Annotated in this window: 20 protein-coding genes and 1 riboswitch; of the genes, 2 read left to right on the plus strand and 18 right to left on the minus strand. The window is 48.6% G+C overall.

Going from position 1 to position 19,718, the window contains the following annotated elements:
- Window positions 1-34: 34 nt before the first annotated feature.
- The gene (locus CR205_RS15270; protein WP_236634863.1) at window positions 35-1,042 is read left to right on the plus strand and encodes a M23 family metallopeptidase; all 1,008 of its coding nucleotides are present in this window, start codon (window positions 35-37) and stop codon (window positions 1,040-1,042) included.
- A 110-nt stretch (window positions 1,043-1,152) separates the two neighbouring features.
- Here CR205_RS15270 and CR205_RS15275 read toward each other — a convergent pair whose 3' ends face one another.
- The 9 genes from CR205_RS15275 to CR205_RS15315 all read right to left on the minus strand — a co-directional run bounded on the left by CR205_RS15275 (window position 1,153) and on the right by CR205_RS15315 (window position 11,120).
- Window positions 1,153-2,502 carry a sodium-dependent transporter gene (locus CR205_RS15275; RefSeq protein ID WP_110521021.1) on the minus strand — a complete coding sequence of 450 codons (1,350 nt, stop codon included), beginning with the start codon at window positions 2,500-2,502 and terminating at the stop codon, window positions 1,153-1,155.
- Window positions 2,503-3,041: 539 nt separating this feature from the next.
- A complete protein-coding gene (locus CR205_RS15280; RefSeq protein WP_407923579.1) occupies window positions 3,042-4,604 on the minus strand; it encodes a Na+/H+ antiporter NhaC family protein in 1,563 nt (520 codons plus the stop codon).
- A 215-nt stretch (window positions 4,605-4,819) separates the two neighbouring features.
- Window positions 4,820-4,996, minus strand: a riboswitch (Lysine riboswitch).
- An 86-nt stretch (window positions 4,997-5,082) separates the two neighbouring features.
- Window positions 5,083-5,898: a sporulation protein YunB gene (yunB, locus tag CR205_RS15285; RefSeq protein WP_110521023.1), complete on the minus strand. Its 816-nt coding sequence runs from the start codon at window positions 5,896-5,898 to the stop codon at window positions 5,083-5,085.
- 256 nt (window positions 5,899-6,154) lie between these two features.
- On the minus strand, window positions 6,155-6,640 hold the full coding sequence (locus tag CR205_RS15290) for a dihydrofolate reductase (protein WP_110521024.1): 486 nt from the start codon (window positions 6,638-6,640) through the stop codon (window positions 6,155-6,157).
- Window positions 6,637-7,431, minus strand: a complete 795-nt coding sequence (locus CR205_RS15295; protein ID WP_110521025.1) for a thymidylate synthase — start codon at window positions 7,429-7,431, stop codon at window positions 6,637-6,639. The genes CR205_RS15290 and CR205_RS15295 overlap by 4 nt, the downstream gene beginning before the upstream one ends.
- 97 nt (window positions 7,432-7,528) lie before the next feature.
- Window positions 7,529-7,813, minus strand: coding sequence for a YunC family protein (locus CR205_RS15300; protein ID WP_407923582.1), 285 nt, complete (start codon window positions 7,811-7,813; stop codon window positions 7,529-7,531).
- 162 nt (window positions 7,814-7,975) lie between these two features.
- Window positions 7,976-9,373 (minus strand): bifunctional metallophosphatase/5'-nucleotidase, encoded by a 1,398-nt coding sequence (locus tag CR205_RS15305; protein ID WP_110521027.1) that lies wholly within the window; start codon window positions 9,371-9,373, stop codon window positions 7,976-7,978.
- Between the two features lie 18 nt (window positions 9,374-9,391).
- A complete protein-coding gene (locus CR205_RS15310; RefSeq protein ID WP_110521028.1) occupies window positions 9,392-10,219 on the minus strand; it encodes a sulfite exporter TauE/SafE family protein in 828 nt (275 codons plus the stop codon).
- 49 nt (window positions 10,220-10,268) lie between these two features.
- Window positions 10,269-11,120, minus strand: coding sequence for a DUF72 domain-containing protein (locus CR205_RS15315; protein WP_110521029.1), 852 nt, complete (start codon window positions 11,118-11,120; stop codon window positions 10,269-10,271).
- Between the two features lie 253 nt (window positions 11,121-11,373).
- Between CR205_RS15315 and CR205_RS15320 the strand changes: the two genes are divergently transcribed.
- The gene (locus tag CR205_RS15320) at window positions 11,374-11,658 is read left to right on the plus strand and encodes a hypothetical protein (RefSeq protein WP_110521030.1); all 285 of its coding nucleotides are present in this window, start codon (window positions 11,374-11,376) and stop codon (window positions 11,656-11,658) included.
- Window positions 11,659-11,736: 78 nt separating this feature from the next.
- Here CR205_RS15320 and sufB read toward each other — a convergent pair whose 3' ends face one another.
- From sufB to CR205_RS15355, 9 genes are all read right to left on the minus strand, one after another.
- The gene (gene sufB, locus CR205_RS15325) at window positions 11,737-13,134 is read right to left on the minus strand and encodes a Fe-S cluster assembly protein SufB (RefSeq protein ID WP_110521031.1); all 1,398 of its coding nucleotides are present in this window, start codon (window positions 13,132-13,134) and stop codon (window positions 11,737-11,739) included.
- 112 nt (window positions 13,135-13,246) lie between these two features.
- Window positions 13,247-13,402 (minus strand): hypothetical protein, encoded by a 156-nt coding sequence (locus tag CR205_RS20325; RefSeq protein ID WP_161524800.1) that lies wholly within the window; start codon window positions 13,400-13,402, stop codon window positions 13,247-13,249.
- 176 nt (window positions 13,403-13,578) lie between these two features.
- On the minus strand, window positions 13,579-14,022 hold the full coding sequence (gene sufU / locus CR205_RS15330) for a Fe-S cluster assembly sulfur transfer protein SufU (protein ID WP_110521032.1): 444 nt from the start codon (window positions 14,020-14,022) through the stop codon (window positions 13,579-13,581).
- Window positions 14,009-15,232: a cysteine desulfurase gene (locus CR205_RS15335; protein WP_110521033.1), complete on the minus strand. Its 1,224-nt coding sequence runs from the start codon at window positions 15,230-15,232 to the stop codon at window positions 14,009-14,011. The genes sufU and CR205_RS15335 overlap by 14 nt, the downstream gene beginning before the upstream one ends.
- Window positions 15,232-16,539 (minus strand): Fe-S cluster assembly protein SufD, encoded by a 1,308-nt coding sequence (gene sufD / locus CR205_RS15340; RefSeq protein ID WP_110521034.1) that lies wholly within the window; start codon window positions 16,537-16,539, stop codon window positions 15,232-15,234. Before sufD ends, CR205_RS15335 begins: the two co-directional genes overlap by 1 nt.
- 29 nt (window positions 16,540-16,568) lie before the next feature.
- A complete protein-coding gene (gene sufC, locus CR205_RS15345; protein ID WP_110521035.1) occupies window positions 16,569-17,351 on the minus strand; it encodes a Fe-S cluster assembly ATPase SufC in 783 nt (260 codons plus the stop codon).
- A gap of 330 nt (window positions 17,352-17,681) precedes the next feature.
- The gene (locus CR205_RS20740) at window positions 17,682-17,804 is read right to left on the minus strand and encodes a hypothetical protein (RefSeq protein WP_268877438.1); all 123 of its coding nucleotides are present in this window, start codon (window positions 17,802-17,804) and stop codon (window positions 17,682-17,684) included.
- Between the two features lie 360 nt (window positions 17,805-18,164).
- Window positions 18,165-18,542 carry a carboxymuconolactone decarboxylase family protein gene (locus tag CR205_RS15350; protein WP_110521036.1) on the minus strand — a complete coding sequence of 126 codons (378 nt, stop codon included), beginning with the start codon at window positions 18,540-18,542 and terminating at the stop codon, window positions 18,165-18,167.
- A gap of 330 nt (window positions 18,543-18,872) precedes the next feature.
- The gene (locus CR205_RS15355; protein ID WP_110521037.1) at window positions 18,873-19,718 is read right to left on the minus strand and encodes a MetQ/NlpA family ABC transporter substrate-binding protein; all 846 of its coding nucleotides are present in this window, start codon (window positions 19,716-19,718) and stop codon (window positions 18,873-18,875) included.

Genomic DNA, 19,718 nt, shown 5'->3' on the forward strand with positions numbered 1-19,718 from the left:
GTTCAGAGCATTTTTTTGAAAGGGGGACCAGCCAGTGAAGCGTGTGATAACAATGATGACAGCCTTAATACTCATTTGTTTAACTGTACTGCCCGCCTCAGGCAGTGCGGCTGTACTTGATGAACTTTCGTCCGAGGATATCTTTAAAGGACGGATGGCCCTTTATAAAAAAACAGAGGCCGTCACCGGGATCCCCTGGTTCGACCTTGCAGGTATCGACAGTTATGAACGTGGGCTGAGAAGAGCCCGCAACGATCTGCCAGATGAGGAAGGCTTCATCGGAATCTTTTTTTCTCCTGAAAAATGGACGGGTGCTGAAAATCCAGATAAAGAAGATACAAACCCTCTGTCGATTTCCCTTTTCAACGGAATGGGCCTGGACGGGGACGGAGATGGTCTTGCGGATCAGAATAACGATGAAGATGTCCTGTTTACATTCGCTTCCTTCCTGGCCTCCTATGGAACAGATAATGACAATATCCGGATCGGGCTGTGGAATTACTACCAGCGTGATAAGGCTGTAGAGCTGATTACCGGTCATTCGAAGATATACCGGCATTTCGGCACACTGGATTTACGAAAACGGATGTTTCCTCTTCCCCTTCAGTACAATTACAGCTATCAGAGTACATGGGGCCACAGCCGAGGCTGGGGCGGACGGCGTATGCATGAAGGAACCGACCTGTTCGCAGGATACGGTACTCCGGTACGATCCACCACTTATGGAATCGTAGAGCTGAAAGGCTGGAACAAGTTTGGAGGCTGGCGTATTGGGATCCGGGATACGAATAACGTGTACCATTACTACGCCCACCTGACCGGGTTTGAAAAAGGAGTGGAGCGGGGCACAATTGTGGAACCCGGCACCGTCGTCGGCTATGTCGGGAGTTCCGGATATGGAAAACCGGGGACGCAGGGCAAATTCCCACCACATCTTCACTACGGTATGTATAAGGATAACGGCTACTTCGAATGGTCATTCGATCCCTTCCCCTCTCTAAGAGCATGGGAACGCCTTGAGCGACAGGCCCGCAGAAAATAAAAAAGACCCGTCAGGAGATGACTAAAAATCGCCTGACGGGTCTTTTGACTTATCTGAAAATGCTCTTAGCCTAAGCTGGGCTCTGCAGCATACAGCTCATCATTTTTTCATCATCCGAAAATGTTCAGAAGCAGAATGCCAAGAATACCGATCGGTGCCACGATACGGAGGAACCAGATCCAGACTGTTCCAACTGTCGTGTCCGTAAGGCCTGTTTCTTTCAGGGCATCAACTTTGTTCCAACCCCAGCCGACAAACAGGGCAATCACAAATCCGCCGAGCGGAAGGAAGTAATTGTCGGTAATCGTGTCCATTAGGTCAAGGAACGGCAGACCAGCTACTGTAAAGTCCGAGAGCGGTCCTCCCTGACTAAGTGCTGAAGGCACACCGAACAGTGTAACGACAGTACCGACCGCGATTGCGGCAAAACGGCGTGTCCAGTTAAATTTGCGCATCGCATAAGCAACACTTACTTCCAGGAGGGAAATGGCTGATGACAGAGCCGCCACAGCTACCAGGAAGAAGAAAAGAATTCCAAACATCGTGCCCATAGCGCCCATCTGGTTAAATACTTCTGGAAGCGTGATAAACACAAGTCCTGGTCCGGCATCGCCCACATCAAACTGCGCGAACGTAAAGACTGCCGGGAAAATCATGATGCCGACTACAATAGCAAATAGTGTATCCAGCGTTACGACCGTTCCAGCTGCACTCGGCAGCTTTGTTTCCTTCGGCAGGTAGCTGGCGTAGGTAATCATCGCCCCCATACCAAGTGAGAGAGTGAAGAACGCCTGACCAATTGCCGCTGCGTAAATGCCCGGATTGCCAAAGGCGGAAAACTCAGGTCTGAACAGGAATGCCAGACCTTCTGCCGCACCGTCAAGTGTCAGAGCGTAACCTGCAAGGAACAGCAGGATGACTGCAAGAAGCGGCATAAAGATTTTGTTTGAAAGCTCGATTCCTTTTTTAACTCCGAAAAAGACGATGGCAATTGTAAGAGCCATGAACAGAACCTGCCAGAAGACCGGCCCAGCGGCTCCTCCAATAAACGCCCCAAAGAAATCCGCATATTCTCCGGTTTCAACACCGGCAGCAGCCCCGGTCACGTAGCTGTAAAGGAAGTAAACAACCCATCCGGCAATTACACCATAAAAGGATAAGATAATAAATGCTGAAGCTACACCGAGTATGCCCCCGATTGCCCATGGTTTCTGTGGTGCGATTGTGTTAAAGGATCCTACTACATCCTGCTGTCCGCGGCGTCCAATGGAAAATTCCGCAAGCAGTACCGGAAGACCGATGAGGAAAATACATAATAGATAAACAAGTAAAAATGCTGCTCCCCCATTTTCACCGGCAACATAGGAAAAACGCCAGACGTTTCCGAGTCCGACAGCAGATCCTACGGCAGCAAGAATGAAGCCGAGTTTCGTAGCAAAACGTTCCCGACCGTTACTCATAATTCATTCCCCTTTCTCTCTTTAATTGATTGGCTTTATTGTCATTATTTTCTGACACCAAGCCTCTAAAAAAAGAAGCGTAAAGTATTTTTGACAAAAATCGACTAAAGATGATTACGTTGTCTTATTATAAATAGCCTATATGAAAAAGTCAAAGGGATTATCTGAAAATTTTAGAAAGAAAGAATACCCAGTTTTTACAGTAGTCCGTACTCCTTCTGCCGGCACCTGCGGCAGACAATGGGATGAGATTATAGGGGAAACGTTCTACACTGAGAGCAGTATCTTTATGCACTGAAACCGTTTTGCCTTAAACCTAAAAAGCTGTTAAAGTAAGTTGTTGATTTTCGCTCACTGCGCTCCCTTTCCACGGGCACCACTGCAGCCTCCTCGGGAACATCGCCTGCGGGGTCTTCCGTCGGTGCTGTTCCCACAGGAGTATCACTCGTTCGCTCCAATCAACTTTATTTACTCAACATTAAGCTTTAACAGAGCCAATCAGAAAAAGCAGAAGCCCTCGGAGGACTCCTGCTTTTTTATTATGCTTCTAATGGTTTGATCAGCATTTTCATTACGGTGACGATCAGTGCAAATACAATAATGGCACCGAGAAGTGCAAGGAAGTAGCTTCCCGTCAGACCGATCACAAGGAAACCGGCGATCGTGACCGCACCAACAAGAAGGGCGTACGGCAGCTGGGTGTTCACGTGGTCAATATGGTGACTTCCTGCCCCTGTTGAGGAAAGAATCGTTGTATCCGAGATCGGTGAACAGTGATCTCCGAAAATCGCGCCTGCAAGAACAGCTGCCAGCACCGGCAACAGCAGTGTCGGATCTGTCTGTACAGCAATTTCACCTGCAATCGGAAGCATAATTCCGAACGTTCCCCAAGAGGTACCTGTTGTAAAGGCCATGAAACCGGCGATGATAAACAAGACAACCGGCAGAAACGCCAGATTCATGTTGTCATTAACGATTTCAGCAAGGTACGCTCCGGTTCCGAGCTCACCGATAATCTCGATGATCGTCCAGGCAAAAATAAGAATGTAAATCGCAGGCAGCATGGATTTTACGCCTGCCCAGAGACCGAAACCAAAGTTTTTGGCCGGCACCTTCCGAATGATCGCTGTCACAAAAGTGACAGCCAGACTGACGAGTCCCCCATACACGAGAGATGCGGCTACGTCCGTGTTTTCAAATGTGGCCAGGAGACCCGGCTCTCCTTCTGTTCCCTGAATGCCTGTCATAATCATAAAGAAGACAGTGGCGGCAACGAGGGTAACAATCGGCCAGACAAGATCCCCGACGCGGCCGGTTACGACCGGCTTTGCATCTTCACTTTCGCCAGGCACCGGACCTTTTTCCTTGTCAGTTACTTCCCCTGTCTGAATCGCCCGAAGCTCATGTACACGCATAGGTCCAAAGTCCAACTTAAAGTAAGCTACTGCAAACACCATGGCAATGGCAAATAAGGCATAGAAGTTCATTGGGGCTATCATTAGAAAGGCCTGCAGGGCCCCGTATTCGGTCACACCGTTTTCAAGCAGGACATCGTTCCCGATGAGGGTAATGATGTATGCACCCCAGCTGGAAAGCGGCACGATGACACACATGGACGCAGCAGTCGAATCGACCAGATATGCGAGCTTCGCTCGGGAAATCCGGTGGCGGTCTGTAAGCGGACGGCTCACATTACCGACAGTCAGACTGTTAAAGTAATCGTCAATAAAAATAATAATACCGAGAAAGATTGAAACAAATTGAGCTCCGACACGTGTTTTTACACGGCTCAGTGCCCACTCACCAAAAGCACGGCTTCCTCCTGTCATGGAAATAAAGGAGGCAATCACCCCGAGGATGACAAGAAACAGCAGGATATAAAACTCCCATGTGTTGACTCCTTCACCTGGGATGTAGAAAATTCCCGTAACAATACCAAGCACCTGACTCAGTGCCTCATTAACAAACATTTCTTCATTCTGATTTACCATCAGAGCGCCGACAATGATCCCAATACCGAGTGAGAGCAGCACTCTTCTCGTAATGATGACCATGACAAGCGCCAGTACCGGCGGTAAAAGCGATAATGCACCGTGATCCAACTTGGTTTCCTCCCTTTTTTGTATGCCGGCAGAGCCTGTCCGCCCGGCAATCTGAGTACAGCTTGACAATCTCATTTATTCAGTGAAATATACTGCTTTATTCTGCGTCATACTGGTCTGTTCCTTCAGTGCGGACATTTCCGCACAAAAAAAGACAGAACCGGACGGATGTCCAATGCTGCCTTTCAACATAATGAACGATCCCCAGCCAGAGAAGAGTCAGTAGTTCTCCACTACGGTTTCCCGAGTGACAGTGCTGTATTTATTCAATACAGCCCCAGCCGGGCAGTCGTGACCGGACATGCCCGCTTCGGCGAAGGTTCCTTTTTGCATCCCTCAAAGGTGGCCGCCTCCGGATGCATACTCTTAAGCTTCGCGCCTCTACCTCATCCACATCGTGGTGAGGTATCTACATTTTAACCGATTCAATTGTCAAACCGAAGTTGATTGTATCAGACCGTTCGAATTCACGCAAGCATTAATCGTCTTCCAGATTATTCTGTTCGGTTTCAGATGGTCCTGTCTGCTCACGGTTCGGCTCATGAACAATGGAGGGCATCAGCCCGCTCCCGTAAAACTCCGGTACTTCTCCTGGGATAAATTCCATCGCAACAGGTATGGATGTTTTGACTATTTCTGTATCCGTTGCAAATGGAATGACGACCTTAACATCTACTTCAATATCAACAGACACACTGATCCAGGTGTTGTTGATACCGGTGGAAACAACCTCGTCACGAAGCTGTGATTTCACATCCCCGATCGCTGTCAGCCGCACAGGCACCCTCGGACCAAGGTGTGCAAGGAGGGAGTTTTTTGTTGCCTGACCGAGCGGAATCATATGAATGATCCCGTCTTCGGTAAACGAAGCTCCTTCTCTTTCCACATCCACATCTGACGGAATACCAATATCTCTGACCCGGCCGTGTTCAATGTCATTCAGATAGGACTGCACCCGGTGGGTGGTCTCCTGAAGCACACGGTTATAGATGACGGGATTAATGCTCATGTTGCTGACTTTACCGTCCGGTCCCATCTCATATTCAATGATATCTTCCATGTTCGTATTTTCAAGAATCTTTTTTGAAATGGCGTCGTTAATGGCAAGGGTACCGATGCGCTGTGTTTCCGTTTTCGCAATGGCTATGATTGTCGGCCTTATTCCCTTCTCTACAATCACAAGCCCCTGGGCTGTCATAAGGCTGAAAATAAGAAATGAGATTAAAAAAACATAACGAAAAGGCAGAGGACCCTTCCGCCTCTTCGGTTTCCACGTCCGAAACCTCCGCTTCACTTCACCTGCCCCCTTTCCCCTCTTTCATAATCTATGCAAAAGTGTCCAGGGACAGACCTGAGGAGGAAAGAAGGTTGATAAAGCAGCTTCGGGTTAGACTAAGGATTCGTCAGTGAAGACAAAAGCTCGATCTCTCTTCATTTACACACCATCGCCGGTGAGTTATGAAGTGACTCGCCCCGCAACCTGCTTACGGCTCCCGCGAAGAAAAAAACCGCCTCACCCAGGAGACGGTCTGCTGCTGCAGGCAGCGCATTTATCTTTTCCTTTCGTAAACATAAAAAGTATGGGCATATTCATTGTCCGAGTCGGTTTTTCCATCGTAAGTCTGGGTCACTTCCCAGATTTGTTCCGATATTGGCGGAAACTGAGTATCTCCCTGAAACGTATGGTGAATGCGTGTGACATAGAGCCTGTCTGCGAAATCGATCAGCTGCTCAAAGATTTTCTGGCCGCCGAGAATCATCACTTCTTCACCCGTCTGGGAAAGCTGCTTCACCTTATCCAGATTGTGCCAGACTTCTACATCCTCCGCTTCAAAATTCTCATCGGACGTCACCACGATGTTTTTACGGTTAGGGAGCGCTTTTCCCATTGATTCAAAGGTTTTGCGGCCCATGATGACGGTATGGCCTGACGTGATCCGTTTGAACCAGGCAAGATCATTCGGCAGGTGCCAAGGCAGATCGTTGTTACGGCCGATCACATTATTTTCATCCATTGCAGCGATCATTGAGATCATACGCTTACCTCTCCTTTAATGTGTGGATGAGGGTCGTATTCCACTAACTCAAAGTCTTCAAACGTAAAGTCCTCAATCCGGTTCACTTCAGGATTGAGTTTCATTTGCGGAAGGGGGCGCGGATCACGGCTCATCTGAAGTTTTACCTGCTCCACATGATTGTTATAAATATGCACATCTCCGAATGTGTGAATGAATTCTCCATATTCAAGACCGCATTCCTGAGCAATCATCATTGTCAGAATCGAGTACGAAGCAATATTAAATGGTACGCCGAGGAACAAATCGGCACTGCGCTGATACAATTGACAGGACAGTTTCCCGTCAGCCACATAGAATTGAAACAGGCAGTGGCAGGGGGAGAGAGCCATTTTATCGAGCTCGCCCACATTCCAGGCATTCACGACGAGCCGCCGGGAATCAGGATTCTTTTTGATTTCCTCAATAACGTTGCGGAGCTGGTCGATGGACGTCCCGTCCGGTGCCGGCCAGCTGCGCCACTGCCTGCCGTAAACCGGTCCCAGATCACCATTCTCGTCAGCCCATTCGTTCCAGATGCGGACATTGTTTTCTTTCAGGTAGGCGATATTGGTGTCTCCTTTAATAAACCAGAGAAGTTCGTGAATAATCGCTCTCAGGGACAATTTCTTTGTCGTCAGCAGAGGAAAACCTTCAGCCAGATCAAAACGCATCTGATAGCCGAACGTGCTGATCGTTCCGGTCCCTGTGCGGTCCTCTTTTGACTTGCCGTTTTCCAGTACGTGTTCGCAGAGATCAAGGTACTGTTTCATTAATAAATGCCTCCTTTATGTAATCATGACAGGCTTGTCCGCCTGTGTATTCAGTACAGGATGTGCCGTCCCCTTACGAAGACGGCATCCTCACCGTTTATGACATTTTAAGAAGCGCGTCCCGTCCTGTCATTCCTTTATGAATACCTAGTGCTTCTGCCTCATAGGTGACAGATTCAAGCGGGGCATCAAGAAGATCTTCGATGGTCCGGACGCCCACGGCACGGCCTGCGATGATCTTTCTGGATGCCAGCTTTTCATTTAACAGCGCTACATCCAGCGCGCCGCACATGATATAACCGGCTTCATTCGTAACCGCCATAAAGTTTGTTTTCGGAAGCTTGACAGTGACAGCGGTAAATGGCTTCCCTTCAATAAACATTGGTTTTACATCAATCACAGTTCTCTCCCACCTCTCTGCCGAACCGGCGTAGTCACCATGCCGGCCGCTTTCCTGAAACGGCCGGCACGAATACTTACAGACCCGAGCGTGACTGCAGGCTGGTATATATTATGACAGAAAGCGGCAGATCGTGAGTCAGTTCTACGTCCTTTGAGCCCAGCGGCTCAGACTCCATGCGAGAACATCCCGGAGAAATTCGGGCATGAAGTATTCCTTTTCTTTCAAGGTGCTGATTGACGGGTACAGCCAGCCGAAAGTGAACATATCCACTGTGGCAATGTGATACACACGGTCACGTTCAAGTGGCTTGCCGCCCACAATTACATCCTCCGGCTGGAGAACCTTGTTGCGGTGCCTGATCTCGATTCCGTCATACACCATTGAACCGAGAATCTTGCCCCTGAAACCGAAGCCTTTCAGTCTTTTTTCAATCATTTCTTCCTTTTCGGCTTCCCGGATAAATTCAAGCAGGCGTTCGCCGGAGACAGATACTTTTGCCGGATTGATGGGATGAGGACATATTTCGTGCAATCTTCTTTTTGTAACCGGTCCTTTCTTCAGGCCGTCAAGAAGAACACCGGCATTTATCATCCCTGCCTCTGCATCACACCATTCTCTTACCCCTTTTACGAGCAGAGCGGGAAGCGGTGAATTTTCACGCCAGTCCACCGGCCAGTCCTCCGGAAGATCGGCTACCACCTCAGCCAGTTTTTCATCTGCTTTCTTCTTCATGGACTCGAGCATTTCCTCTGTTTTCAAATCTTTTTTCAGTATTTCCGTGTTTACGTCGTGGGTTTTGACAGAGATCGATGCCTCACTTCCCGGCCCACTTGCTGTGACGGCTATTTCACCCAGGTGCTGACCGGACCGGCCGCACTGGTGAATCCATGTCCGATTAACTTTTTTTCCGTTTTCCAGCAAGTGATGCGTGTGGGAGCCCAGGATAATATTGATCTCGGGAAAATCTCCGGCCATTCTTTCGTCATCGTGAAGCCCGAGATGGGACAGGCAGACAAGAACGTCCGCTTTCCCCTTTAACTCCCGGACCTGCTCTTCAATGACGGGAAAAGGATCTGAAATGTTCCAGCCGAGCGCATCGTAAAAAAGAGGATATGCGACCGTGACACCGAAGACAGCGACTTTGAGCCCCCCTGCGGTTGTATAGATCCGGTTCATTTTTGCCCATGAGGGAAGAGAACCGTCCCTGTTTTTCAGATTTCCTACCAGAACGTCGAATTCAGCATTCTCATAGAGGCTGTTGAGCTGGTCGCGGGAAAATGTCATGCCTTCATTGTTTCCAATCGTCACCCCGTCGTAATGCAATGCATTAAGACAGGACACGTTCCCTTTACCGGAAAGGCCGTCTGTTACCGGATTTACCCGGTCAGCGTGATCACCGATGTCAAACAGCAGAACGTCTCTCCCAGACTCCTCAGCTTCTTTTTTGAGCTGTTTTATTTTTGTGACCACATAGGGCCACTGGTCAAGCTCGCTGTGAAGATCGTTTGTATGAATGATTGTAAGTTTTTTCTGTTTCATTTAGTCACCGCCTCTGACTTACATCCCTGTAACACCTTGATAGATCAGCCTGATGCCGATCAAAATGAGAAACAACCGGAGAAAGTTCACCACTGTATCTCCCTTTAAGCGGCGGTTTACCGCAGCTCCGATAATACCTCCAAACCACGCACCGGGGATCAGGGCAGCGGCATACAGCCAGTCTACATTACCGAGGGCAACGTGCGTAACCGAACTGACGAGAGCCGACAGAAACACGAGGAACATGGAGGTGGCCACAGCGATATGGGCTGGAAAACCGAACAGCAGAAGCATCGCAGGAACCATAAGAGATCCGCCGCCGATCCCGAATAAACCGGAGCACATCCCCACCACAAATGCGATAGCGATCCCGACTGCAGGCTGATAACCGTATTCAATCAGATCACCTGCAGGGTTAATGTAGGTGCGCCTGACTCCCCCTGTTTTCGCAAGACGAATCGGCTTTACATACTTTCGGACCATAAGAATAAAGGAAACAAGGATGATAAATCCACCGAAGAAAATTAAAAAGGCACTCACATCGATATCTTTGTTGAGCCAGACACCGAACAGCGCCCCTGGACCGCTTCCTGCAAAAAAGATCAGCCCACTCTTAATATCCACTTTTTTCTGTTTTACATAAGCAAGCGTGGAGGAAAGTCCGGTAAAAATCATAACCACGAGGGAAGTCCCAACGGCAACCTGTGGTGTAATGCCCTCTAGAATTGCCGAGTAACCTGCCAATACCATCATTGCTGGTACGATAATAATACCGCCTCCGAGGCCCATGATGCTGCCAAGAATCGCAGCGATAAGCCCGAGAAACAAAAGTAAAATCCATTCCATAACAAAACGTCACTTTCTGCTGATCACCAGCTGTGTTTTTATGTTCTTCTCAGTCAAATAAATCCAATTGACGTGGGGCAAGACCGCGGTAATCAAGTCCAAGAATGTCTATCATCTGCTTTGCGTTGCCGGCAGCATGCCCCCCTGAGTTATTGTTAAAAAGGACATACGTCTTCTTCACTTTTGAAGAGACGCTCTTCACGTGCCCTGCAAGTTCCTCAAGCTCATTATTTGTATAATCATACAGGTAACGGACCTCGCGCCACTCATCTCCTTTGGCGGGTTTTGTCCACCCTGCTTCGTTTCTTCCGTGAAAACGGAAAAGAACCTCTTCTGAACCGGCAGGATCCGGAACGAGTGGAATGGATCTGGCACCGGCCTGCGGTTCATCACATATACTGTGAATCCAATTTTCTTTATCGATAAAGGAGAGCGTCTGAGACCGGAATTCCTCCGAGTACCATGACTGATGGCGGAACTCAAGTGCACAGGGAAGATCCTTCAGATACTCCCGGCAGACTCTTAAGTACTGAACGTTTTCTTTTTTACAGTCAAACCAGGGCGGAAACTGGCAGAGAACCATCGCAAGCTTTCCCGCTTCTTTCATCGGCTTAACTGAGTCAATAAAGGCCTGAAACATCTCATCCCGTGTTTCAAAAGGAATTTCTCCCCGCTCGTGCCCGGTTATCCCCTGATAGGCTTTTACAACAAAACGAAAAGCGTCTGGTGTTTCCCGAGTCCACTTTTCCATGTTTCGCAGGGGCTGAACTGCATAAAAAGAGGCATCAACTTCCACGGTGGGAAAATGTCCGGCGTAAATCTCCAGTTTACCTGAAGACTGCTTTACCCCTTCATAGAGAGAGTCATGGTCACCCCAGCCGGTTAATCCGATATTGATCATTGTCCGCTCCTTTCATTCCGCCCCCGGTCCTTCTGTTGGTCAAAGAGGCGTGCCGATTTTCAAGTGATATGTATAAAAAGCCTGGTTATATGCCTATACGCAATACTATTTTAGTACATATGCTGATGTGTGAATACCCTTTTGCCTCGTCTTCATGCCTTTCCATGGACAGACAGGGACATCAGGATGATTGAACAGTCCTGGCATCCTGCTTTTTGCAGGCGGACTGTTACAAGGGAGAGGAGAAGTTTCTATGCAGCAGCATCCTTATCAGGTGTACCATACACGTTCCTCAGACGACCATTACCGCAGGAGACCCGGATGGGGTGGCGGCGGTGGCTGGGGCGGCCGGCCAAGACCAGGATGGGGCGGTGGCGGCTGGGGCGGCGGATTCGGCGGTCCGTTTCTCGGAGGCCTCGCAGGCGGCCTGCTCGGAAGTGCCCTATTCAGCGGACCGGGATACGGAGGATACTACCCTCAGCCGTATTATCCACCGTATCCGCCTTATTACTATCAGCCATATCCGTATTATTACTAATAAATCGGAAGGCAACAGCACAAAGGCCCGGGGACGAATCCTCCGGGCCTTGCTTTTATGAACGTCAACAGAGTCTGATTAACCGATGGAACCTTCCATCTCGAACTTGATGAGACGGTTCATTTCAACGGCATACTCCATTGGAAGTTCTTTTGTGAACGGCTCGATGAAGCCCATGACGATCATTTCCGTTGCTTCCTGCTCGGAAACTCCGCGGCTCATCAGATAGAAGAGCTGCTCTTCGGAAACTTTCGATACAGTCGCTTCGTGCTCAAGCGTAATATCATTGTTGAGGATTTCGTTGTAAGGAATCGTATCTGAAGTGGACTCGTTATCCATGATGAGCGTATCACACTCGATCTTGGATTTTGATCCTTCAGATTTACGTCCGAAGTGACAGATGCCGCGATACGTTACTTTACCACCCTGCTTGGAGATGGATTTGGAAACGATCGTGGAGGAGCAGTCCGGTGCCAAGTGGTGAACTTTAGCTCCTGCATCCTGGTGCTGTCCCTTTCCTGCAATCGCAATGGAAAGGATGTTTCCGCGTGCTCCGCGGCCTTTCATGACAACTGCCGGATATTTCATCGTCAGCTTGGAACCGATGTTGCCGTCAACCCATTCCATGTTGGCACCTTCTTCAGCCACCGCACGCTTCGTTACGAGGTTGAATACGTTTGGCGCCCAGTTCTGGATCGTTGTATAACGGCAGTACGCGTTCTTCTTAACGATAATTTCAACAACTGCACTGTGAAGGGAGTTCGTCGTGTAAACCGGAGCCGTACAGCCTTCCACGTAGTGGACAGAGCTGTCTTCATCGGCAATGATCAGAGTACGCTCGAACTGGCCCATGTTCTCGGAGTTGATACGGAAGTAAGCCTGAAGAGGCGTATCCACTTTAATTCCTTTTGGTACATAGATGAAAGAGCCTCCGGACCATACGGCAGAGTTCAGCGCCGCAAACTTGTTGTCTGATGGCGGAATCACTTTACCGAAGTGCTTGCGGAAGATTTCCTCATCTTCTTTCAGAGCGGTGTCCGTATCTTTAAACAGGATTCCCTGTTCTGTGAGTTCTTCTTTCATGTTGTGATAAACAACTTCGGATTCGTACTGCGCGGATACACCGGCAAGGTATTTCTGCTCTGCTTCCGGAATTCCGAGTTTGTCAAATGTGTTCTTAATTTCCTCAGGTACTTCATCCCATGAGCGCTCGGACTTTTCGGACGGTTTTACGTAATACGTAATTTCGTCAAAGTTAAGCTCGCTCAGGTCGCCGCCCCACTGAGGCATCGGCATTTTATAAAACTGTTCAAGAGACTTCAGACGGAAATCAAGCATCCACTGAGGCTCAGCTTTCATACGGGAAATTTCCTCTACGATCTCTTTTGTCAGACCGCGCTTCGAACGGAAGATCGATACGTCTTTATCGGAAAAACCATATTGATATTCTCCGATTTCAGGCATTTTCTTAGCCATCTAAAATTACCTCCCTTTTGATTCTGTAAAACAGACCAGCTTCCTACATCCGACACTTAATCCTTCAGTCATAAAGGGAAGCGTGCTTATGACCGGGTCTTTTGTTTCTATTTTACACGATATGATGCTGTGAGGCTACCCGGGCGAACTGATCCACTTCACTGATAAGCTTCGTTGAACGTCCTTCGCTCGCTTTCCGCGGCGGTGCCGGCGAGCCTCCCACTGCCGCAGGAGTCTCACTGCTGCGTTCAACTGTGTCTATAATCAACTTGAATCAGCTTCAGGCGGACGCTTTCCGCGGGCAAGGCCTCAGCCTCCTCTGGAAAAACACCCTGCGGGGTCTTCGACTCTTGCTTTTCCCGCTGGAGTCGCCGCCTTACGCCAGAAGCTGAATTAAGCAGCAGGTTTGTTGGTAACTCAGTTTCCCGGACGGACAAAGCACGCTTATTCGTTTTCTTCTTTCAACCCTTTTTCCATCGCTTTCCACGCCAAAGTGGCGCATTTAATTCTGGCCGGGAATTTCGCAACTCCCTGGAGGGCTTCGATATCACCGAGGTCAAAATCGCCGTAGTCGGCGTCTTTGCCAAGCATAATATCGGAAAAAATACCGGAAAGCTTCAGAGCGTCATCAACAGGAAGGCCTTTTACCGCCTGCGTCATCATGGAGGCAGAGGAAAGACTGATCGAGCACCCTTCACCTGTAAACTTAGCATCCGCGATTTTTCCGTCTTCCACCTTCATCTGAAGCTGGATGCGGTCTCCGCAAGTGGGATTGTTCATGTTTACCGTGAGTGTGTCCCCATCGAGTTCGCCCCGGTTTCTCGGGTTTTTATAATGATCCATGATCACTTGACGATACAGTGTATCGAGATTATTACCCAAAGACATCTCCGAAGTACTCCTTTGTTTTATTTAGTCCTTTTACGAATGTATCCACGTCATCTTTCGTGTTATACAGGTAAAAGCTTGCACGGGCAGTTGCTGATACGTCCAGCCATTTCATTAGGGGCTGTGCACAGTGATGACCGGCCCGGACAGCAATTCCGTCTGCGTCAAGGACTGTCGCCACGTCATGGGGATGGACATCGTCACAATTGAATGTCACGATACCTGCCCGGTGCTTTGGTCCATAAACGGTGATGCCGTCTACTTCCTTCAGCTGCTCCATGGCATACTGTGCCAGTTCGTGCTCGTGCTGTTCAATGTCATCAAGACCGATTTCTTCAAGGAAATCAATCGCGACACCAAGGCCGATCGCGCCGGCAATAATCGGTGTACCGCCTTCAAACTTCCACGGAAGCTCTTTCCATGTAGAATCCTGGAGACCGACAAAATCAATCATTTCGCCGCCGAATTCCACAGGTTCCATCGCTTCCAGAAGAGCCTTTTTGCCGTAAAGTACCCCGACTCCTGTCGGCCCGCACATTTTATGGGATGAAAAAGCAAAGAAGTCGCAATCCAGATCCTGTACATCAACCCGCATATGAGGGGTACTCTGGGCACCGTCAACCAGCATTACCGCGCCGTGTTTATGAGCTGCGGCAGCCAGTTCCTTAACGGGGTTGATCGTTCCGAGCACATTTGACACGTGCATTACAGCAACGATCTTCGTACGGTCTGTGATCGTTTCTTCTATTTTATCCATATCGATTGTGCCGTCTTTACGGAGTTCAAGATATTTAAGCGCTGCACCAGTCGCTTTGGCCAGCTGCTGCCACGGAATAATGTTACTGTGGTGCTCCATCGGTGTAATGACAATCTCGTCATCCGGTCCGAGGTTCGCACGGCCGTAGCTCTGTGCAACAAGATTGATTGCAGTAGTTGTTCCGCGCGTGTAAATTACTTCTTCTGTGGAAGAGGCATTAATAAACTTGCGGATCTTTTCACGGGCGCCTTCATAACCGTCCGTTGCCAGCGTCCCGAGGGTATGAACACCACGGTGAACGTTGGAATTATAGCGGCGGTAATAGTCGTCAAGGGCTTCAATCACCTGCGCAGGCTTCTGGGATGTTGCAGCACTGTCAAGGTATACAAGAGGCTGACCGTTAACTTCCTGATCGAGAATCGGGAACTGTTTACGGACCGCGCGTACATCCATTAGTATACTTTCCTTTCGATCACTTCGAGCAGCTGCTCTTTAACGGATTCGATTGGAATCTCGTTTACAACCGGACCGAGGAAACCATGGATGATAAGACGTTCCGCTTCCTCACGGGAAATTCCGCGGCTCATCAGGTAGAACATCTGCAGCGGATCGATTTTACCGACAGATGCCGCATGGCCTGCTGTAACGTCATCTTCATCAATAAGAAGGATTGGGTTGGCGTCGCCGCGGGCTTTTTCACTCAGCATAAGCACACGCTCAGTCTGCTCGCCGTTCGCCTTTGTTGCACCCTTTTCAATTTTGGAAATACCGTTATAGATGGAAGTCGCGGCATCCTTCATAACGCCGTGCTTCAGAATCTGACCATCGGAATTTTTTCCGTAATGCTTGATCAGAGTTGTAAAGTTCTGCGTCTGCTTTCCGCGGCCGATGGAAACGGTTTTAGAGTCAGCATATGAGCCTTCGCCCACAAGATATGTTGTGTTATCGGAAACCGTGTTACCGTCATTCATCTGGCCAAGAGACCAGTATACTTTCGCATCCCGTCCAGTTACCTGAGCGCGGCGGTTCACATAGGTTGTCACGTCAGCAGCAAGGTTGTCAACGGCACCGAAGTTCACTGTCGCGCCGTCAGCAGCGTATACTTCCGCAACGATATTGGCTACTGTTTCTTCGCTTCCGTCTTCTGAAGCGTAGTTTTCAAAGTACGTAACGGAGCTGTTCGCTTCAGCTACAATCAGAACATGGTTAAAAAGGCCGACTCCGCCTTTCTGAACATAAATCGCCTGAAGCGGCACGCTGACTTCCACGTTCTTCGGTACGTAAATAAACGTCCCTCCGTTTACAAGCGCAGCATGAAGAGCCGTCAGACGGTTTTCATCGGCAGTGACCGCTTCTTTCATAAAGTACTTTTCAACGAGATCGCTGTGTTCGGTTACTGCTGTCTGAAGGTCAGTAAAGATAACGCCCTGTTTCTCCAGATCTTCCTGCGTGCGCGAGAAGACAGTCGCACCGTTTTCCTGAACCAGGATCGTGTTGGCGTTTTCTTCTTTGCCGACAAGACCCTTCACTTTATCAGACAGATTGCTGTATGGTGTATCCGCTGATTCCGCTTTTTCATGTTTGAAAGATGTAAAGTTCCATTTCGTTATATTCGTTTTATCCGGCTTCGGCAGGTCGATTGCCTCTGCACGCTCTAAAGACGACAGGCGCAGGCTGGTGAGCCACTGAGGCTCCTGGCGGTCTTTAGAGAAGTTGGTCACATATTCCTGATCAAATGGTAGCTTTGTGTCCACTGACATATTCTTTTCCTCCTCCTTAAAAACCGCTATTATTCTTGCCCTACAGTCTCGTCTTCAATGCCCAGTTCTTCTTTAATCCAATCGTAACCCTGCTCTTCTAGCTTCTGTGCAAGCTCAGGTCCGCCGGATTTTACGATACGTCCCTGCATCATCACGTGTACTTTGTCAGGTGTAATGTAGTTAAGCAGACGCTGGTAGTGGGTGATAATCAGGCAGCCGAAGTCCTCGCCGCGCATATCGTTAATTCCCTGTGCTACGACTTTAAGCGCGTCGATGTCAAGACCGGAGTCGATCTCGTCCAGAATCGCAATTTTCGGTTCAAGCATGAGAAGCTGAAGAATTTCGTTCCGCTTCTTCTCACCGCCGGAAAACCCTTCGTTCAGGTAACGATGCTGGAACGACTGGTCGATATCAAGCGTTCCCATTTTTTCATCCATTTTGCGGATGAACTTCATCAGGGAAATCTCGTCGCCTTCTTCACGGCCGGAGTTGATCGCTGAACGGATAAAGTCTGCGTTTGTTACACCGCTGATTTCAGACGGATACTGCATCGCAAGAAAAAGTCCGGCGCGGGCGCGCTCGTCAACTTCCATTTCAAACAGGTCTTCTCCATTAAAAGAAGCTTTCCCGCTTGTTACTTCATATTTAGGATGTCCCATTAAAGCAGAAGCAAGTGTGGATTTACCGGTACCGTTTGGTCCCATAATCGCGTGGATCTCGCCACCGTTCACTTCAATTCCGAATCCTTTCAAAATCTCTTTTTCTTCAATGGATACATGAAGATCTTCAACTTTTAAGTTTGGTGCAGTCATGTGCTCTAACCTCCATTTATTTTTTTCATGGTCGGCGCTTTTGCGCACCATGGACGGATGAACGTGGTTAAGAATACAGTTAACCCATTCTCAGTTTATTCTCATTACAATATTATATCAAATGCAATGTGAGTTCAAGGGCAAACGACACCCTGTCCTTTATTCAAACATATTTCCGTCTCATTCATCAAATCAGACACAGCTTTATGTATTTTTCCATCGAATTAACGGTTCATACGATTTCACTATGACACAAAAAGATACCGGCATGCCTTCAGGCATACCGGTCTTTAATTAAACAGTTATGTTTTTTGCTATGGTAATTTATGTTCAGGTGTTCAGCTGACCAAGATGTTCTCTAACGAATTTGTTGCTCGCCTTGTGATCCTGCTCACGCTTGAGTTCCACCTTCATGACATTATCAAGGTTACTCCCGTATTCCGCGTAGCTCATTCCGTGTGCCTGCTGCATTCCTTTTTCCATCTCGCTCGTGTGATTCATTTGAATCTGATGGATAACAAATCAACCCTTTCAAATTTTTTGGTCAAAAGATCTGACAAGTTTACCCTTCCACCTTTTGGAATCGGTTAAACTTGTTTTTATATGATCTTTTTGTTTGTGACCTTCTTAACATATTGTATTTTACCACGCCTCCGTTCGTGAACCAAAGAGGGTCAGAAGGGCTCTCGCCCTGAATTGACTGAAAATTCAACGTCACCTTCCCTCACCCCATGCAAACCTTAAATAACCCTCGATTGCACAAAAAAACACCGGATCTCACGATCTGAGTTCCAGTGTTTTACCATCATTAGTTCAATGGGCCTGCTGATCAAGCTCGGTGAGGCACTGTTCCACAAGTGTAAACGCCTGGCTCATGGCAGCACCGCCCCCGAATGCACCGGTAACAGCTACGGCTTCAAGAATCTCTTCCTGAGAGCAGCCCTGATCAAGGCATCCTTTCGTATGATAAATAATACAGTATTCATCCTGGGCATAAATACCAATACCAAGTGCAATGAGCTGCTTCTCCTTTTTCGTGAGCGTCCCTTCACGGAAACACGCTTCTGTAAAGGCATCGTATTTATCAGCGATTTCCGGCATCTGCTCGTTAAATAGCCCGTGTCCAGCCTTATAGTCATGCAAAGCCTGCTGAATCGGTGAAAGTGTCGGGTCTTGCTGCTGATGTTCCATTGGTCATCTCTCCTTCTAGGTATTTCACACCGGTTAGTATCTGTAACAGACCGGTGGTTTATGCCGGCAGATTCTCATTGATTAAAACAGTTGGCTCTGTTAAAGTCTGTTGTTGATTTCCGCTCACTGCCCTCCCTTTCCGCGGGCACCGCTTCAGCCTCCTCGGGAGGATCGTCCTGCGGGGTCTTCAGCCGGTGCTGTTCCCGCAGGAGTGTCGCGCGCTCGCTTTAATCAAAAACGATAGAAAATTATCAACATTAAGCTTTAACAGAGCCAAACAGTTAAAAAACGCCCTCCTGTTATAAGGAGAGCGTTTTGGGAATTACGTTATTATTCACCTGCCGGCACAACTGCACCGTTGTATTCTTCTTCAATAAAGTCTCTGACTTCTTCTGAACGGAGGATTTCAACTAGCGTCTGAATCTGCTCGTTATCTTCGTCACCGCTTCGGACCGTAATAATGTTCACATACGGGTTATCCAGGTCGGACGTCTCGATGGCGATGGAATCTTCATTCGGATCAAGATTAGCTTCGAGTGCGAAGTTGGAGTTAATCAGTACAGCATCTCCTTCTCCGTTTTCATATGCAGTCGGAAGGAGAGCAGCTTCATAATCAGGCTGGAAGTCGAGATTCTTCGGGTTGTCCACAATATCATCCAGAGTGGCTTCTGTGCCTGCACCGTCTTCAAGGGTAATAACCCCTTCCTCTTCAAGCATGAGAAGAATACGGCCGTGGTCAGACGGGGCATCACTCATCAAAACTTCGGCGCCGTCAGGAAGTTCTTCTAAAGAGCCATACTCCTGGCTGTAAACGCCGATCGGTTCGATGTGCACGCCGCCTGCGTTTACGAAGTCATAATCTTCATTAGAAGCCATCTGATCTTCAAGATAAGGGACATGCTGGAAGTAGTTTGCATCAAGTTCACCTGCTGCGAGTGCACGGTTTGGCATCACGTAGTCGTTAAACACTTCAATCTGCAGGTCAATGCCTTCTTCTTCAAGAAGTGGCGCGGCGAAATCCAGGATTTCCGAGTGGGGAATGTTTGTGGCACCTACAACAAGGGTGCTGTTGTCTCCTTCTCCTTCTGCCCCTCCGTTGTCTCCGTTACCGCCACCACAGGCAGCCAGAATTCCTGCTGAAAGAGCAAATGCTGAAAAAGTGAATGTTTTTTTCAT

It is taken from the genome of Alteribacter lacisalsi (assembly GCF_003226345.1).
Lineage (GTDB): Bacteria > Bacillota > Bacilli > Bacillales > Salisediminibacteriaceae > Alteribacter > Alteribacter lacisalsi.

Coding starts and splice junctions, on each gene's coding strand:
- CR205_RS15275 (WP_110521021.1), bottom strand. CDS start 2,502: ATGAGTAACGGTCGGGAACGTTTTGCTACGAAACTCGGCTTCATTCTT.
- CR205_RS15290 (WP_110521024.1), bottom strand. CDS start 6,640: ATGATCTCAATGATCGCTGCAATGGATGAAAATAATGTGATCGGCCGT.
- CR205_RS15295 (WP_110521025.1), bottom strand. CDS start 7,431: ATGAAACAGTACCTTGATCTCTGCGAACACGTACTGGAAAACGGCAAG.
- CR205_RS15300 (WP_407923582.1), bottom strand. CDS start 7,813: ATGTTTATTGAAGGGAAGCCATTTACCGCTGTCACTGTCAAGCTTCCG.
- CR205_RS15305 (WP_110521027.1), bottom strand. CDS start 9,373: ATGAAACAGAAAAAACTTACAATCATTCATACAAACGATCTTCACAGC.
- CR205_RS15310 (WP_110521028.1), bottom strand. CDS start 10,219: ATGGAATGGATTTTACTTTTGTTTCTCGGGCTTATCGCTGCGATTCTT.
- CR205_RS15315 (WP_110521029.1), bottom strand. CDS start 11,120: ATGATCAATATCGGATTAACCGGCTGGGGTGACCATGACTCTCTCTAT.
- CR205_RS15320 (WP_110521030.1), top strand. CDS start 11,374: ATGCAGCAGCATCCTTATCAGGTGTACCATACACGTTCCTCAGACGAC.
- sufB (WP_110521031.1), bottom strand. CDS start 13,134: ATGGCTAAGAAAATGCCTGAAATCGGAGAATATCAATATGGTTTTTCC.
- sufU (WP_110521032.1), bottom strand. CDS start 14,022: ATGTCTTTGGGTAATAATCTCGATACACTGTATCGTCAAGTGATCATG.
- CR205_RS15335 (WP_110521033.1), bottom strand. CDS start 15,232: ATGGATGTACGCGCGGTCCGTAAACAGTTCCCGATTCTCGATCAGGAA.
- sufD (WP_110521034.1), bottom strand. CDS start 16,539: ATGTCAGTGGACACAAAGCTACCATTTGATCAGGAATATGTGACCAAC.
- sufC (WP_110521035.1), bottom strand. CDS start 17,351: ATGACTGCACCAAACTTAAAAGTTGAAGATCTTCATGTATCCATTGAA.
- CR205_RS20740 (WP_268877438.1), bottom strand. CDS start 17,804: ATGAGCTACGCGGAATACGGGAGTAACCTTGATAATGTCATGAAGGTG.
- CR205_RS15350 (WP_110521036.1), bottom strand. CDS start 18,542: ATGGAACATCAGCAGCAAGACCCGACACTTTCACCGATTCAGCAGGCT.
- CR205_RS15355 (WP_110521037.1), bottom strand. CDS start 19,718: ATGAAAAAAACATTCACTTTTTCAGCATTTGCTCTTTCAGCAGGAATT.